Source organism: Kitasatospora sp. NPDC029367 (genome assembly GCF_055569135.1).
The window spans coordinates 22,906-38,932 of record NZ_JBVHYH010000037.1; the positions used below are offsets into that span (position 1 = coordinate 22,906).

A 16,027-nucleotide genomic window follows, 5' to 3' on the forward strand; every position below is an offset into this window, starting at 1 on the left:
GTGCTGTGGCGCTCCACGCCTCGCCGGGCCAGGAGGGGTTGGCCGGCGGAGGTGAAGAGCCAACCCGGCTGATCCCGGGGTGGTGGCACAAGGCCGTCCCGGTGGTGGACGGTCGCGGCGCCCGTGGGGAGGGGCGCCGCGACGGATCGGCTGGGTGGGATCGCGGCCTCGTGTGGCTGGGCCGGGGGCAACGTAGGTTGGGGCTGCCTCTGAGGGTTGCAGATCAACTGCGGCCGTGTGTGGGTCAGTTGTCCAGGTCGTAGGCCACTGTGACCGGGGCGTGGTCGGACCAGCGCTCGGCGTGGGTGTCGGCGCGTTCCATGCGGCCGTCGGTGGCGCGGGCGGCGAGGCCCGGGGTGGCGACCTGGAGGTCGATGCGCCAGCCGGAGTCGTTGTCGAAGGCGCGGCCGCGGTAGGACCACCAGGAGTAGGGGCCGGTGCGGTCGGGGTGGAGGGCGCGGACGACGTCGACGTAGCCGGCCTCGTCGTAGACGCGGGAGAGCCAGGCGCGTTCCTCGGGGAGGAAGCCGGCGGACTTCTGGTTGGCCTTCCAGTTCTTGAGGTCCTCGGGGCGGTGGGCGATGTTCCAGTCGCCGCAGACCACGACCTCGCGGCCGTCGGCGGCGGCGCGGGCGCGCAGGGCGGTGAGGTGGACGAGGAACTCCGCCATGAAGCGTTCCTTCTCGTCCTGGCGCTCGGTGCCGACCTCGCCGGAGGGCAGGTAGAGGCTGGCGACGGTGAGGCCCGGGAGGTCGATTTCGACGTACCTGCCCGAATTGTCGAATTCCTCCGAGCCGAATCCGATCACGCTGCGCTGCGGCTCCCGGCGGGAGAGGATCGCCACGCCGGCCCGGCCCTTGGTCACCGACGGGGCCCAGACCGCGTGCCAGCCGTCCAGGTCGCGCAGTTCGACGGGCAGTTGCCCGGGCTCGGAGCGCACCTCCTGGAGGCAGATCACGTCCGCCTCCGTCCCGGCCAGCCACTCGACGAAGCCCTTCTTGGCCGCCGCCCGGATTCCGTTCACGTTCACACTCGTCACCACGATCACCCGGGCAGCCTACCCATTGGGCGCGCACGCACCGAAGCGTGACGCGCGGCCGCGGCCCGCGCGCGGGCGGGCGGGGCCCGCCGGCGGCCGGTCGGAGCGGGCTGTCGGAGCGGGCTGTCGTGAACGTGGCATGAATGTTCGCGACGGTCCCATCAAGCCGTGCCATTGGTCTTGACCATCTCCGGAGGGAGCACCTAGGGTCACTTACTGCAAGGACCTTTAATAAAGAAGGACGGATAAAGGCCCGCTCTCCCACCTGCCGCAACAGCGGGCAGCGGGCCCGGGATCCGCCCTCCTCGTCGTAGGGCGGACAAGACCAGGTGGAGGACACGGTGGGGACGACAGGACAGCTTTCGGCGGTGCCGGAACCGAAGTACTGGCACCTGCGCACGGTGCTGCTGCGGGCCATCGACTCGGAGTTCTCCACCGGCCAGGTCCTCCCGAACGAGCGCGAGCTTGCCGCCCGCTTCGGTGTGGCCCGTGCCACGCTGCGCCAGGCCCTGGACCAGCTGGAGCTGGAGGGCCGCCTGGTCCGCCGCCGGGGGATCGGCACGCTGATCGCCGCCCCGCGGGTCGGCGTCCCGGTGAACCGGCAGGAGGAGGGCTGGCCCGGTGCCGGCCGCAGCCAGTCCTGGCGCACGGTGGACTGCACCACCGCCCCGGCCTCCGCGCAGCTGGCCAAGAACCTCGGCGTCGCCGAGGGCGCCACCGTGCACACCGTCCGCCGGGTGCGCCTGGTCGAGGGCCGCGCGATGGCCACCGAGTCGCTGCACGTCCCCGCGTCCGCCCTGCCGCACCTGCCCGGCTTCCGCGCCGAGAGCGACCGCGCCCGTTCGGTGCTGCGCCAGCTGGAGCGGCTGGAGGTCGACGGCGAGTCCCGGGCCGTGGAGCTCGGTGTCGCCGAGGCCGACGAGGCCCTGCTGCTGGAGCGCCCCCCGGGCACCCCGGTGCTGGTCATGACCACTCAGTACGCCGCCGCCGGCCGCCTGGTGGCCCTCGCCGTCGCCACCTACCGCGCGGACACCTGCAAGCTGACCTTCGGCGAGGCCGGCCTGGTCGAGGTCACCCCGGTCGGCGCGACCCCCGAGGTCCGCACCGCCTCCTGAACCACTCTCCGACACTCTCCGACACCCTCGGACCGCGACCCGGCCGCCGAACTGGCGCCCGGGTCGCGGCCGTTGGGGCCTATGTTGCCCGTTGGGTTCCGGTCCCGGTACGGTCCCGACCGACCGGCCGTCGTCAGACCCTCGGCGGGTCGACCGCGAAGAGCTGGTCCTCGACGTGGTCGAGGGCGACCCGGAGGGCGCCCATGGAGACGACCTCCGACCCGAGGGCGGCCAGGGCCACCTCCGGTGCGCGGAGGGTGAATTGGGCGAGGCGTTCGCGCAGCGGCTCCAGGACGCCGTCCAGGCCCGCGGCCCAGCCGCCGATGACGACCAGTTGCGGGTCGATGGCGAGGACCAGGGCGGCGACGCCCTGGACCAGCCTGGTGAGGAAGCGGTCCATGGCGACCTTGGCGACCTCGTCGCCCTCGCGGGCGAGCCGCAGGACCCGGGCGACGGCTGCCTCGTCCAGGGGGTTGAGCGGCTTGCCGGTGGTGGAGAGCAGCTTCTCGGGGGTGACCTCCTGGCCGAGCAGGTGGAGGGCGCCGATCTCGCCGGCGGCGCCGCCGTAGCCGCGGTGGAGCCTGCCGTTGATGAGGGAGCCGGCGCCGGGGCTGAGGCCGGCCATGACGAAGACGACGTCGTCGGCGCCGACGGCGGCGCCCTGCCAGTGTTCGGCGATGGCGGCGAGGTTGGCGTCGTTCTCGATCAGGACGGGGCAGCGGAAGGAGCGCCGGAGCCGGGCGCCGAGGTCGAGGCCGGTCCAGCCGGGCATGGCGGTGCCGAGCCGGACGGTGCCCTCGCGGTCGACGATGCCGGGGGTGCCGATGCCGACGGACCACAGGTTGTCGCGGGAGATGCCCGCCTTGCGGAGGACCTCGGCGACGGCGGTGCGGACGGCGGTGAGCCGTTCCTCGGCGTCGAGGGTCTCGTCGACGGGCTTGAAGTGACTGCCCACCACCTCGCCGGTGAGGTCGGCGAGGATGACCCGGATGTCGTGGACGCCGATCTCGATGCCGAGGATGTGTCCGGCCTCGGCCCGGAAGCGGAACCAGCGGGCGGGGCGGCCGCGGCGGCCGGTGCCGGACTGACCGTCCTCCCGGGGTTGTTCGACCTCGGCGACCAGGCCGGTCTCGACCAGGCCCTCGATGACGCCCTCGACGGTGGGCCGGGAGAGCCCGGTCTCGCCGACGAGTTGGGTGAGGGTCACGGAGTGGCCGGTCCGCAGCGCCCGTAGCGTGACCGCGGCGTTGATCCGCCGCAGCAGCGAGGAGTCTCCTCCGGTGAGCCGATCCGCCAATGCGATGCCCTTCGCCGTTCGCGCGACTGCCCTGGCGCGCGGTGTCGAGTCCGCGGAGCCCACCGAACGGCCCGCGGGGGTCTGCCCCCGGAACGCGGAACGGGCGGCGCGGCGCCGCCCGTACGGAGGCCCGGAGGACTGGGGCGCGTCCGACAAGTCCCCGCCGGGCCCGCCCTGGCCGGAGCCTACCGGGGGAGCGCCCCGGGCGGCGAGGATTCCCGCAGCTCACCTGGGCTTCGGTATCGAAATGGTACGGATCGGGTGGCGGTACGTGACCCGTGCTTCACCGCTCGGCCACGGACGGTCCCGGCCCGGGGCACCACCCGATCCCGGCCCCGGTCCCCGCCCCGGTCACCGCGACGGTCCCCGCCCCCGCCCCGGGCGCCGGCCCCGTACGGACCACCGGGAGCGCACCGACAGCAGCGAGCCGACGCTCAGCCAGGAGCAGGCGGAGAACGCGCTGACCACGGACCCGGCCGAGCCGATGGACAGCACACTGCCGACGGAGCCGATGGAGAGCACGGACCCGACGGAGCCGATCGACAGCAGCGAGCCGACGGAACCGATGGAGCCGATCGAGCCGAGGGAGGCCCGGGAGCGGATCGAGCGCACGGAAGCGGAAACCGAAGGGGAAACCGGAGCGGAAACCGAAGCGGAAGCGGCCATGCGCCCGATCGTAACGGCCGTCGGGTCAGTCGACCCGGGCGACGAACAGCCCCTGCCCGAGCAGCCCCATCGGGTGCCCGGCCTCCGGGAGGGTGAGGACGGTGGGGCAGCCGGCGGCGGTGAGGGCGGACTGCCAGTGCTCGGCGGGGTGGGCGGTGAGGCCGAGCGGGTCTCCGGTGATCAGCAGGTCGAGCTGTTCGGCGACGGGGGCGAGCAGCAGCAGCCGGCCGCCGGGGGCGAGCAGCTCGACGAGGGCCGGGACCTCCTCCTCGGGCCGTCCGGCGGCGGTGGCGACGACGACGTCGTAGCACCCGCCGTCGGGGGCGAGGTGGTGGTGGGCGTTCTGCCGGGGGCGGGAGGCGAGGGCGCGGGCGACGGCGGTCTCGGTGCCGTCGCGGTCGAGTTCGAGGACGCGCAGCGGCTGCGGCCCGTGGTGGGCTTCGGCAGTGGCGCGGACGAGGGTGCCGAGGGCGGTGCCGAGGTAGCTGCGGGCGGCGGCCCAGCGGACGGGGGCGGCGGCGGGGCGGGGGGCCTCGTCGCCGGTGAGGAGCTTGGGCAGGCGCAGGGCGGCGCGTCTGACCCGGTCGAGGACGGTGGCGCTGCCGAGGCCGTCGGCCCAGGTGTCGACGGCGGGCCGCCAGGCCTCCCGGACCGCGGCGGGGGCGAGTTCGGGGGCGCCGTGGTAGAGCGGGCCCTGGGCGCCGCCGTCCTGGCGGGAGATCAGGCCGTGCCGGGCGAGGGCGCCGAGCCAGCGGCTGACCCGGGGGCGCTGGGCGGGGGTGACGAGGGCGCTGGCGAGGAGCTCGGCCTCGGAGCGGGCCGGGACGGAGCCCCGGTCCGGGCCCGGGCCCGAGGCGGGCGCTGAGCCCGAACCCGGACCCGGACCCGGACCCGGACCGGCTTCGACGAGGATCCCGGCCTGCTGGAGGGTGTGCAGCAGGGTGGTGAGCACGGCCCGGTCGAGGTGGGCGCCGAAGGCGCTGACCTGTTCGGCGGTGATGCCGATGCTGTGCTTCCAGGCGGCCGCGGTGGCGGACCGGGCGTCGGCGTGCAGGCGGCGGTCGGCGGCTTCGGCCTGGCTGTGCGGGGCGCGGACGTGGGCGAGGACGGCCCCGAGGGCGTCGACGGCGGCGTAGACGTCGTCCTGCCGGGGTTCGGGGCCGACGTGCAGGACGAGCCGGAGCGCGCCGAGGTCGTGGTCGGCGAGGCCGGGGTGCCGGCTGAGCTGCCAGAGCAGGGCGGAGGGCAGGCTGAGGTGGGTGGTGCCGCTGGCGGCGAGGGCGGTGAGCTGCTCCTCGGGGTGCAGGCCGGGGTCGGGGCAGTGCACGGTGCCGCCGGCCAGCAGGGTGGCGAGGGCGAGTTCGACGGCGAGGTCGGTGACCGGGTGCAGCACGGTGTGCCGGATGGGCGCCGGGCCCAGGACGCCGGCCCAGTGCCGGAGGCGTTCCTCGGCGGCGCGGGCGGTGGAGGGCGGCAGGGCGGCGTGCGCGGCGACGCGTTCGGCGAGGGCCCGGGGCAGGCCGCCGGGCGGGGAGACGCCGAGCAGCAGGCCGATGCCGCTGATCGCGCGTCCGTCGGCGACGACGGCGGGCCGGTCGCCGAGCTCGCGCAGCGCGCTGACCAGCGCAGGGGTCGAGGCCAAGGTGATCACTCCGGGGTGCGGGGGAGAAGCCGCACCACTGAACCATGGGTGCGGGCCGATGGGAGGGGCCGACGGGTAATAGTTCCGTAATGATTTTCATATCAGGCAATCAAGCGGCCGGGGTGGACCGGTACGAACGCACCGGAACCGCACATTCCGGGAACGCCGTGCGATCCCTTGACAGGTGGTTCGGGTGCTGGATTACTTGGCCTGGGCTTGTCCTGACCGAACGATCGGTTGGGCTCCCAGTCCCGTCCGACCTGCGAAGGAGCGACGATGACCGGCCGTGCGTCCGACCCCGACCGACGCCTGGGGGAGCCGATCCCGCCCGGGCTCCTGGACGCCGGCGAGCGGATGGGCGTCGACGAACTGCGCGCCCACCAGCTCGACCGGCTCCGGGCCACCCTGCGGCACGCCTACGACCACGTCGAGCTCTACCGCCGCAAGTTCGACGCCGCCGGGGTGCGCCCCGAGGACTGCCGCACCCTGGACGACCTCGCCCGCTTCCCCTTCACCACCAAGGCCGACCTGCGCGAGGGCTACCCCTTCGGGATGTTCGCCGTCCCGATGGAGCAGGTCCGCCGGCTCCACGCCTCCAGCGGCACCACCGGGCGCCCGACCGTCGTCGGCTATACCGAGCACGACCTCTCCGTCTGGGCCGACGTGGTGGCCCGCTCGATCCGCGCGGCCGGCGGCCGGGCCGGGCACAAGGTGCACATCGCGTACGGCTACGGGCTGTTCACCGGCGGCCTGGGCGCGCACTACGGCGCCGAGCGGGCCGGCTGCACCGTCATCCCGGCCTCCGGCGGGATGACCGCCCGGCAGGTCCAGCTGATCCAGGACTTCCGCCCCGAGATCATCATGGTCACCCCCTCCTACCTGCTCACCCTGCTGGACGAGTTCGACCGGCAGGGCCTGGACCCGCGCGCCAGCTCGCTGCGGGTGGGCATCTTCGGGGCCGAGCCCTGGACGGAGGAGATGCGGCGGGAGATCGAGGAGCGGCTCGACCTGCACGCCGTCGACATCTACGGCATCTCCGAGGTGATCGGCCCCGGGATCGCCCAGGAGTGCGTGGAGACCAAGGACGGCCTGCACATCTGGGAGGACCACTTCTACCCGGAGGTGGTGGACCCGCTCGGTGACGAGGTGCTTCCGCAGGGGGAGGGCGGCGAGCTGGTCTTCACCTCGCTCACCAAGGAGGCGCTGCCGATCGTCCGCTACCGCACCCGCGACCTCAGCCGGCTGCTGCCGGGCACCGCGCGGCCGGCCTTCCGGCGGATGGAGCGGGTCACCGGGCGCAGCGACGACATGATCATCCTGCGCGGGGTGAACCTCTTCCCGACCCAGATCGAGGAGATCCTGCTGCGCACCCCGGGGGTCGCGCCGCACTTCCAGCTGCGGCTGACCAGGGAGGGGCGGCTGGACCGGCTGACCGTCCGGGTGGAGGCCCGCCCGGAGGCGGGGGCCGGGCTGCGGGAGGCGGCGCGGGCGGAGATCGTCCGGGCGGTCAAGGACGGCGTGGGCGTGACGGTCGCGGTCGAGGTGGTGGACCCGTACACGCTGGAGCGCTCGGTCGGGAAGATCAAGCGGGTGGTCGACGAGCGGGGGTAGCGCGGGCAGCGGGGGTAGCGGCCTGCGGAGGAGGCCGGAGGCGCACGGCTGTCCGGGGGGTGATGCCGTGCGCCTCCGACGTCTACAGCAATGTAGACGCTCAGTGGGCGGAGAGTCCAGCCGCCGCCCGACGGTGCGCCCGCGCGGCGAGCGCCAGCGACACCGCCATCAGCACCGCGAGGGCCAGGCTGACCGGGCCGGTGCCCAGGCCGATGCCGCCGCGGTCGGCGCCCACGCCCAGCCAGTCCGCGAAGGAGGCGCCCAGCGGACGGGTCAGCACGTACGCCCACCAGAACCCGGCCACCGGGCCCACCCAGCCGGACCGTGCCGCCACCGCCGGGACCGCGATCAGCAGCGCGAAGCCCAGCCCGGCCACCAGGTAGCCGAGGTGCAGGGTGGCCGCCGTCAGGTCGCCCAGCGCGGTGCCCAGGGCGAAGGTCACCAGCACGGCCGCCCAGTAGAACAGCTCCCGGCGCAGCCCGGTCACCCGGTCGATCGCCAGCGAGCCCTCCACCCGGTGCCAGAGCAGGAACAGCACCGCCAGCGCCACCGCCAGCGAGCCGGCCGACAGCGCGTACGGGACGTCGAGCGCGACGTGCGCCACGTCGGCGACCATCGTGCCGAACACGCTGACCAGGACGACCACCGCCCAGTACAGCCCGGGCACGCAGCGCCGGGTCCGCAGCTGCACCAGCAGGGCGACGGCGAGCAGCAGCCCGGCGGCGGCCACCGCCAGGACCGGGTCGAAGGTCTTGGCGAGGAAGTCGGAGAGCGTCTCGCCCATGCCGGTGGTCAGCACCTTCACCAGCCAGAACCAGCCGTCCACGGCGGGCACCTTGCTGGCACCGGAGCGCCCGGGGCGGCCCGGGGCGGGGCGGTCGGGCGCGGGCCGGCCGGCGGCGGGGCGGGTCGTCGTGGGCTGGGCCATGTCAGCCCTCGGCGCCGTCGTTGGGACCGGCGTTCCCGGCGGTGGTGTTGGAGGTCAGCTCACCGCTGGTGCCGTCCACCGTCACCAGGTGGCGCACGCCGTCCTGGCCGACCACCGACACGGCCCAGGCGGCGCCGCCGCCCTGCTCGGTGATCCGGCGCAGCGACTCGGCCCGCCCGCCCGGCACGGCGGCCTGGGCCTTCTCCAGGGCGGCGGAGGCGCCGACCGAGGGCAGCGGAGCGGGCGCCTGGCCCTGCGCCCGGCCCTGGCCCTGGCCCTGAGCGCGGCCCTGACCCTGCTCCTGGCCTTCGCCGCCGCGCTGCTGCCCGTGCCCGTGCCCGTGCCCACGGCCGCGCCCCTGCTCCGGCCCGCGCCCGTCCCCGCGCCCGTCCCCGCGCTCGGAGCCGTGCCCGTCCCCGCGCCCGGCGCCGTCCTCGGCCGAGGCCGCCGCCTCGTGGTGCCCGCGGCCACCCTCCCCGTGCCCCTCGTGGGCCACCGCCGCGACCGCCAGCCCGCCCGCGCCGAGCAGCGCCACCGTCACCACCCCGGCGGCGAGCCGGCGCTCCTTGCCGCCCGCCCAGGCGCGCAGCCGCTGCGCGCGACCGCGCCGGGGCGCCAGCGGCGGCAGTTCGGGGACCTCCGGCTCCTCGCCGGACGACGGGGTGAAGGACGACTGGGGTTCGGTCATCGGGTGTGCTCCTTGCCTGGGAAGTGCGGTGCTGCGCTCCGCGCCCGGCGATCATGGCGGACCGTTCCTGAACCCACGCTTAAGCCGCCGCAAGATCGCCCACGACCGCCTGGCACCCTGAACGGATGCACATACTCGTCGTGGAGGACGAACAGCGGATGGCCACCGCGCTGCGGCGCGGCCTGGAGGCCGACGGCCACGCCGTGGACACCGCCCACAACGGCCCCGAGGGCCTCGCCCTCGCCGAGCGCCACCCCTACGACGTGATCGTCCTCGACATCATGCTGCCCGGCCTCAACGGCTACCGGGTCTGCGCCCGGCTGCGCGCGGCCGGCTGCCGGGCCGGGATCCTGATGCTCACCGCCAAGGACGGCGAGTGGGACGAGGCCGAGGCCCTGGACACCGGCGCCGACGACTATCTCGCCAAGCCGTTCTCCTTCGTCGTCCTGCTCGCCCGGCTGCGCGCCCTGCACCGCCGGATCGACCAGCAGCGCCCCCGGCTGCACACCCTCGGCGACCTCGTGCTGGACGCCAACGCCCGGACCTGCACCCGGGCCGGCACCCCCACCCACCTGACCGCCCGGGAGTTCGCCATCCTGGAGCACCTCGCCGCCCGGGCCGGCACGGTGGTCTCCAAGCGCGAGATCCTCGACCACGTCTGGGACGCCCACCACGACGCCGACCCGAGCATCGTCGAGGTGCACGTCCACGCCCTGCGGCGCAAGATCGACGCGCCCTTCGGCCGGGCCGCCCTGCAGACCATGCGCGGCGCCGGCTACCGGCTCGACCCGGCCGGCGGCTGAGGTGCGCCGACTTCGCCGACTACCCGCCCAGCTCCGCCGGTTCGTCCCCCGGACGGTACGCGCCCGGGCCACCGCGGCCGCCGGTACGGTGCTGGCCGCGGCCCTCGCGCTGGCCGGCGCTGGACTGCTCGCCGCCGTCCGCGCCGACCTGGTCGCCTCCGCCACCTCCGCCACCCGGCAGCAGGCCGACTCGGTCGCCCAACTCGCCGCCCAGGGACGGCTGACACCCGTCCTGCACGCCGCGCACGGCACCGACTTCCTCCAGGTCGTCGACGCCCGCGGCAGCGTCCTCGCGGCCAGCCCCAACCTGGCCGGGCGCCCCGCCCTCCCCGCCGCCGGGCGCACCGGCTCGCACACCACCGACGACGTCGACCCGCTGTACGAGCACCACCGCCAGCGGCTCGCCGCCGTCACCGCCGACACCCCGACCGGCCCGGTCACCGTGTACGCGGGCGCCTCGCTGCGCGCCGCCGACGAGGCCATGGACATCACCCAGGCCGGCCTCGCCGTCGCCTGCCCGCTGCTGCTGCTCACCGGGGTGGTGGTCACCTGGAAGGTCACCGGGCAGGCGCTGCGGCCGGTGGAGGCGATCCGCGCCGAGGTCGACGCCATCACCGGCCAGGACCTGCACCGCCGCGTCCCCGAGCCGGGCACCGCCGACGAGATCGCCCGGCTCGCCGCCACCATGAACGCGATGCTCGACCGGCTGGAGGCCTCCGGCCGCCGCCAGCGCGAGTTCATCGCCGACGCCTCGCACGAACTGCGCAGCCCGCTCGCCGTGCTGCGCACCCAGTTGGAGGTCGCCGACACCCACCCGGACCCGGCGGTCCGCGCCGAACTGGTGCACGGCGCCCTGGCGGACACCGACCGGCTGCAGACCCTCGCCACCGACCTGCTGCTGCTCGCCCGCCTCGACGCCGGCGGCACCGACGACCGCCCGCGCCGGCGGACCGACCTCACCGAACTGGTCGCCACCACCGTGCTGGCCCGCCCGCCCGGCCCGCACCGCCGGACCACCGACCTCGCCCCCGCCGTCGCCGTCGACGGCATCCCGCTCTGGCTCGGCCGGCTGCTCACCAACCTGCTGGACAACGCCGAGCGGCACGCCGCCACCACCGTGCACGTCCGGCTGGCCGCCGACCCCGGGCGCGGTCTCGCCCTGCTGGACGTCGAGGACGACGGCCCCGGCATCCCGCCCGCCGACCGGGAACGGGTCTTCGAACGCTTCACCCGCCTCGACGACGCCCGCTCCCGCGACCACGGCGGCAGCGGCCTGGGCCTGCCGATCGCCCGGGACATCGCCCGCCACCACGGGGGCACCCTCACCGTCACCCCGACGGAGGCCGGTGCCCGGCTCACCGCCGCGCTGCCGCTGGCGGGGGCGTAGCGACCGCACCGGGCGCCCACGGGCCGCGGTCCGACGGCCCCGGACACGCCCCCGTTTGGCGCACCTGGGTCGTGGAGGAGCTGATGGCTTCCCAGACTCGGAGGGCAGGGGGGCGGATTTCGATCGGAGAGGCTTCCCGATGAGCAACAGGCTCCGCCGCGTCCTCGCGGTGACCGCAGTGGTTTCCCTCGGCCTCGGCGCGGCGTCCTGCGGCAGCGCCAAGCAGTCCTCGTCGGGCGGCGGTTCGTCGGGCTCCGCCGCCGCGAGCGGAGGCGGGGCGGTCGGCGCGGTGCGGATCGGTCTGCTGCTGCCGGAGAGCAAGACCACCCGCTACGAGCAGTTCGACCGCCCGCTGATCGAGAAGAAGATCAAGGAACTGGCGCCGGACGCCCAGATCGACTACTACAACGCCAACCAGGACGCGACCCTCCAGCAGACCCAGGTGGACACCGCCCTGACCAAGGGCGACAAGGTGCTGATCCTGGACGCGGTGGACGCCAAGTCGATCCAGTCCTCCGTCCAGAAGGCCCACGACGCGGGCGTCAAGGTGCTCGCCTACGACCGGCTGGCCCAGGGCCCGGCCGACGCGTACGTGTCCTTCGACAACCACAAGGTCGGTGAGCTCCAGGGCCAGGCCCTGGTCGCGGCGGTCGACGGCAAGGCGAACGCGGGCGAGATCTTCATGATCAACGGCTCGCCGACCGACCCCAACGCGGCCGACTTCAAGGCCGGCGCGCACAGCGCGATCGACGGCAAGCTCAAGATCGGCAAGGAGTACGACACCCCCCAGTGGGACCCGAACACCGCCAACCAGGAGGCCGCCGCCGCGATCACCGCGATCGGCGGGCCGAACGTGGTCGGCGCCTACTCGGCCAACGACGGCATGGCCGCGGGTGTCGCGACCGCGCTCAAGGCGGCCGGCCTGAGCGTCCCGCTCACCGGCCAGGACGCCCAACTCGACGGCATCCAGCGGATCGTGGCCGGGTCCCAGACCATGACGATCTACAAGCCGTTCAAGCCGGAGACCGACATCGCCGGCCAGATGGCCGTCGCCCTGGCCGCCGGCAAGGCGCTGGACGCCGGCCTGGTCCCGACCACCGTGACCAACGGCAGCGGCAACAAGGTGCCCGCCAACCTGATCACCCCGATCGTCGTCAACAAGGACAACATCAAGACCACCGTGGTCCAGGACGGCCTCTACACCGTCGCCCAGATCTGCACCCCGGACTACGCCGACGCCTGCAAGAGCGCCGGCCTCCAGTAGTAGGCGGCCCGGAATCCGAACCGCCCCGCCTCCACCACGGAGGCGGGGCAAGGGAGTTGGTCACTGTGCCAGGTGAGACCGTACTGGCCCTGCGCGGGGTCTCCAAACGGTTCGGCGCCGTCCAGGCGCTCACCGACATCGAACTCGAGGTGCACACCGGCGAGGTGCTGGCCCTGGTCGGCGACAACGGCGCCGGGAAGTCCACCCTGGTCAAGTCGATCGCCGGGGTGCACCAGCCCGACGACGGCGCCATCGAGTGGCAGGGCCGACCGGTGAGCATCCACCGGCCGCAGGACGCCCAGCAGTTGGGCATCGCCACGGTCTACCAGGACCTCGCGCTCTGCGACAACCTCGACGTGGTCGGGAACCTCTTCCTCGGCCGCGAGATCCGGCGCTTCGGCATCCTCGACGAGGTCGCCATGGAGAAGCGCTCCCGGACCCTGCTGGACACCCTCTCCATCCGCATCCCCAGCGTGCGGATCCCGGTCGCCTCGCTCTCCGGCGGCCAGCGCCAGGTCGTCGCCATCGCCCGCGCCCTGATCGGCTCGCCCAAGGTCGTGATGCTGGACGAGCCGACCGCCGCCCTCGGCGTCGAGCAGACCGCCCAGGTCCTCGACCTGGTCGAGCGGCTGCGCGAGCAGGACCACGGCGTCATCCTGATCAGCCACAACATGGCGGACGTGATGGCCGTCGCGGACACCGTCGCGGTGCTGCGCCTCGGCCGCAACAACGGCGTCTTCGACAAGCGCAGCACCAACCAGGAAGAGATCATCTCGGCCATCACCGGCGCCACGGACAACGCCGTGACCCGGCGCAGGGCCCGTGGCCAGGAGGATTCCCAGTGAGCGACCACATCCCCGGGAACACCCCCGGCGACGAACCCGGACGCCACCGCCCCCGGCTGCCCGAGGACTCCATGCCCACCGGCGGCGTCAACGCGCCCGTCCCGGTCGCCCCCGAGGCCATCCCCGCGGTCGACCCCCGGCTGATCGTCCGCCAGGAGGGCGTCAAGGGCTACCTGGGCGAGTTCCGCCGCCGGATGAGCAGCGGCGAACTGGGCTCGCTGCCCGTCGTGCTGGCCCTGATCGTGATCTGGGCGGTCTTCGGCAGCCTCAACAGCAGCTTCCTGTCCGCGCAGAACCTCTCCAACCTGTCCCAGCAGATCGTCGGCACCGGCATGATCGCGATCGGCGTGGTCTTCGTACTGCTGCTCGGCGAGATCGACCTCTCGGTCGGCTCGGTCAGCGGCCTGTGCGCGGCGATCTTCGCCGTCCTGAACGTCAGCAACGGCGTCAACCAGTGGGTCGCCCTGATCACCGCGATCGTCGGCGGGACGATCGTCGGCACCGTCCACGGCTTCTTCTTCGCCAAGATCGGCGTCCCGGCCTTCGTCGTCACCCTGGCCGGCAACCTCGGCTGGAACGGCCTGATGCTCCAGGTGCTCGGCGCCAGCGGCACCGTCAACCTCTCCGGCAAGGACATCGTCTCCCGGCTCTACAGCACCATCTACGGCCAGCAGATCGCCGCGTACGGCACGGCGGCCGTCGGCGTGCTGCTGTTCCTGTTCGCCTCGCTGGTCGACGCCCGCCGACGGCAGGCCTCGGGCGTGCCGTCCCGGCCGGTCGCCGACATCGTGCTGCGGACCGTGCTGCTGGCGGTGATCGCCTTCCTCGCCGCCTACACCCTCAACCAGTACAAGGGGCTGCCGCTGGCCCTGCTGATCTTTTTGATTTTCATCGTGGTGCTGGACTTCGTGCTGCGCCGCACCACGTACGGCCGCCAGGTGTTCGCGCTCGGCGGCAACATCGAGGGCGCCCGCCGGGCCGGCATCAACGTCTCGTGGATCCGGATCAGCGTCTTCGCCATCTGCTCCACCATGGCCGCCGTCGGCGGCCTGTTCCTGGCCGCGCAGATCCAGTCCGCCAGCCAGACCTCCGGCGGCGGCAACCTGCTGATGAACGCCATCGCGGCGGCCGTCATCGGCGGCACCAGCCTGTTCGGCGGGCGCGGCAAGACCTGGTCGGCGCTGCTGGGCGCGCTGGTGATCGGCTCGATCCAGTCCGGGATGAACATCCAGGGCCTGAGCAACGCCATCCAGTTCATGATCACCGGCGCGGTGCTGCTGGCCGCCGTCGTGGTCGACTCGCTGGCCCGGCGCACCCAGCGGGCCGCCGGGCGGGCGTGAGCCCGGTCCGATCGGCCCTATGCTGCGGGCATGCCGAGTGAGCTGCGAGTTCATCGACCGGACACCGATCAGGCGTTCATCCTGCGCGAGACCGAGCTGACGCCCGTCCCCTTCGTGCCCGAGATCCGCCTCCACATGGCGCAGGACGCCATCGCGCTGTGGGAGACCACCGAGCGCGAGCGCGGCCGCGCCGGACTGCCCCCGCCGTTCTGGGCCTTCGCCTGGGCCGGCGGGGTCGCGGTCGCGCGCTACGTGCTGGACCACCCCGAACTGGTCGACGGGCGGGCCGTACTGGACATCGCGGCCGGCTCCGGGCTGGTCGGCGTGGCGGCCGCGCTGCGCGGCGCGACGCAGGTGCGGGCCGCCGAGATCGACGCCTACGCGGTCGCCGCCATCGGCCTGAACGGCGAGGCCAACGGCGTACGGGTGGACGGCGCGCTGGTCGACCTGGTGGACGGGGACGGCGCCCCGGCCGAGGTGGTGCTGGCCGGTGACGTGTTCTACGAACGGGAGATGGCCGCCCGCTTCCTGCCCTTCCTGGAACGGGCCGCCGCCCGCGGCGCCACCGTCATCGTCGGCGACCCGGGCCGGGCCTACCTGCCCCGGGACCGGTTCACCGCGGTGGCCGCCTACCAGGTGCCGGTGGTGGCGGACCTGGAGGACGCCTCGGTCAAGACCACCACGGTGTGGCGCCTCGGCTGACCGTCGGCCGTTCCCTCCGTCGGCCCGTCCCCTCCCGGCGGTCCGTCCACGACCCGGAATTCCGGGCGGCCCGGCCGGGCCCCTGCTAGACAGACCGGCATGACCGAACAGATCGAGCTGCGCCCCGCCCGGCCCGAGGAGATCCCCGCCCTGCTCGCGCTCTGGGCCCGGGCCGCCAAGGGCACCAGCATCACCGACGACGAGGCGGGCGTGGCCGCGCTGCTCGCCCGGGACCCGGAGTGCCTGATCGTCGCCGCGGCGGCCGACGACCCCGGCACCCCGCTGGGCACCGTCATCGCGGGCTGGGACGGCTGGCGGTGCCACCTGTACCGCCTCGCCGTCGACCCCGACCACCGCCGCCGGGGCATCGGCGCCGCCCTGCTGGCGGCCGCCGAGGAGCGCTTCGCCGCGCTCGGCGGCCGCCGGGCCGACGCGATGGTGCTGGACGACAACGCCCTCGGCCACCGCACCTGGCAGGCCGCCGGCTACCACCCCGAACCGCAGTGGAGCCGCTGGGTCAAGCCCCTGGCCGGCGCGGCGGGTTAGGCGTGGCGGGTTAGGCGCGGCGCCCGCCGGAGTGGGGGGGGGGGGGGGGGGGGGGGGGGTGTCGGGGGGAACGCGCGGGGGGGGGGGGGGTGGGGGGGGGGGGGGGGGGGGGGGAGGGGGGCGGGGGGGGGTGGGGGGGGAGGGGGGAAGAATT

At 74.4% G+C, this 16,027-nt stretch carries 15 protein-coding genes; 9 read left to right on the top strand and 6 right to left on the bottom strand.

Going from position 1 to position 16,027, the window contains the following annotated elements:
• Positions 1–244: 244 nt before the first annotated feature.
• On the bottom strand, positions 245–1,048 hold the full coding sequence (locus ACZ4W5_RS20770; protein WP_465656058.1) for an exodeoxyribonuclease III: 804 nt from the start codon (positions 1,046–1,048) through the stop codon (positions 245–247).
• A 332-nt stretch (positions 1,049–1,380) separates the two neighbouring features.
• Between ACZ4W5_RS20770 and ACZ4W5_RS20775 the strand changes: the two genes are divergently transcribed.
• On the top strand, positions 1,381–2,154 hold the full coding sequence (locus ACZ4W5_RS20775) for a GntR family transcriptional regulator (protein ID WP_465656060.1): 774 nt from the start codon (positions 1,381–1,383) through the stop codon (positions 2,152–2,154).
• Positions 2,155–2,287: 133 nt separating this feature from the next.
• Here the strand turns inward: ACZ4W5_RS20775 and ACZ4W5_RS20780 are convergent, their stop codons facing one another.
• The 3 genes from ACZ4W5_RS20780 to ACZ4W5_RS20790 form a co-directional block, all read right to left on the bottom strand.
• The gene (locus ACZ4W5_RS20780) at positions 2,288–3,451 is read right to left on the bottom strand and encodes an ROK family protein (RefSeq protein WP_465656062.1); all 1,164 of its coding nucleotides are present in this window, start codon (positions 3,449–3,451) and stop codon (positions 2,288–2,290) included.
• A gap of 351 nt (positions 3,452–3,802) precedes the next feature.
• The gene (locus tag ACZ4W5_RS20785) at positions 3,803–4,063 is read right to left on the bottom strand and encodes a hypothetical protein (protein ID WP_465656064.1); all 261 of its coding nucleotides are present in this window, start codon (positions 4,061–4,063) and stop codon (positions 3,803–3,805) included.
• 79 nt (positions 4,064–4,142) lie between these two features.
• Entirely contained in the window at positions 4,143–5,759 is a 1,617-nt protein-coding gene (locus ACZ4W5_RS20790; protein ID WP_465656066.1) for a class I SAM-dependent methyltransferase, read from the bottom strand.
• 276 nt (positions 5,760–6,035) lie between these two features.
• On the opposite strand from ACZ4W5_RS20790, the gene paaK reads away from it, so the two are divergent.
• The gene (paaK, locus tag ACZ4W5_RS20795; RefSeq protein ID WP_465656068.1) at positions 6,036–7,370 is read left to right on the top strand and encodes a phenylacetate--CoA ligase PaaK; all 1,335 of its coding nucleotides are present in this window, start codon (positions 6,036–6,038) and stop codon (positions 7,368–7,370) included.
• A 100-nt stretch (positions 7,371–7,470) separates the two neighbouring features.
• Here the strand turns inward: paaK and ACZ4W5_RS20800 are convergent, their stop codons facing one another.
• Both ACZ4W5_RS20800 and ACZ4W5_RS20805 read right to left on the bottom strand, forming a co-directional pair.
• Positions 7,471–8,298: a COG4705 family protein gene (locus ACZ4W5_RS20800; RefSeq protein ID WP_465656069.1), complete on the bottom strand. Its 828-nt coding sequence runs from the start codon at positions 8,296–8,298 to the stop codon at positions 7,471–7,473.
• Between the two features lies 1 nt (position 8,299).
• Positions 8,300–8,986, bottom strand: a complete 687-nt coding sequence (locus ACZ4W5_RS20805) for a PepSY domain-containing protein (RefSeq protein ID WP_465656071.1) — start codon at positions 8,984–8,986, stop codon at positions 8,300–8,302.
• A 125-nt stretch (positions 8,987–9,111) separates the two neighbouring features.
• Here ACZ4W5_RS20805 and ACZ4W5_RS20810 point away from each other — a divergent pair, with 125 nt between their 5' ends.
• The 7 genes from ACZ4W5_RS20810 to ACZ4W5_RS20840 all read left to right on the top strand — a co-directional run bounded on the left by ACZ4W5_RS20810 (position 9,112) and on the right by ACZ4W5_RS20840 (position 15,873).
• A complete protein-coding gene (locus ACZ4W5_RS20810; protein WP_465656073.1) occupies positions 9,112–9,789 on the top strand; it encodes a response regulator transcription factor in 678 nt (225 codons plus the stop codon).
• Position 9,790: 1 nt separating this feature from the next.
• Positions 9,791–11,176 carry a sensor histidine kinase gene (locus ACZ4W5_RS20815; protein WP_465656074.1) on the top strand — a complete coding sequence of 462 codons (1,386 nt, stop codon included), beginning with the start codon at positions 9,791–9,793 and terminating at the stop codon, positions 11,174–11,176.
• 139 nt (positions 11,177–11,315) lie between these two features.
• Positions 11,316–12,440, top strand: coding sequence for a sugar ABC transporter substrate-binding protein (locus ACZ4W5_RS20820; protein ID WP_465656076.1), 1,125 nt, complete (start codon positions 11,316–11,318; stop codon positions 12,438–12,440).
• Between the two features lie 65 nt (positions 12,441–12,505).
• Positions 12,506–13,285: an ATP-binding cassette domain-containing protein gene (locus tag ACZ4W5_RS20825; protein ID WP_465656078.1), complete on the top strand. Its 780-nt coding sequence runs from the start codon at positions 12,506–12,508 to the stop codon at positions 13,283–13,285.
• 71 nt (positions 13,286–13,356) lie between these two features.
• Entirely contained in the window at positions 13,357–14,625 is a 1,269-nt protein-coding gene (locus ACZ4W5_RS20830; protein ID WP_360236671.1) for a sugar ABC transporter permease, read from the top strand.
• Positions 14,626–14,655: 30 nt separating this feature from the next.
• On the top strand, positions 14,656–15,327 hold the full coding sequence (locus ACZ4W5_RS20835) for a class I SAM-dependent methyltransferase (protein ID WP_360236649.1): 672 nt from the start codon (positions 14,656–14,658) through the stop codon (positions 15,325–15,327).
• A 99-nt stretch (positions 15,328–15,426) separates the two neighbouring features.
• Complete coding sequence (locus tag ACZ4W5_RS20840) at positions 15,427–15,873, top strand: GNAT family N-acetyltransferase (RefSeq protein ID WP_465656080.1); 447 nt, start codon at positions 15,427–15,429, stop codon at positions 15,871–15,873.
• Positions 15,874–16,027: the final 154 nt, after the last annotated feature.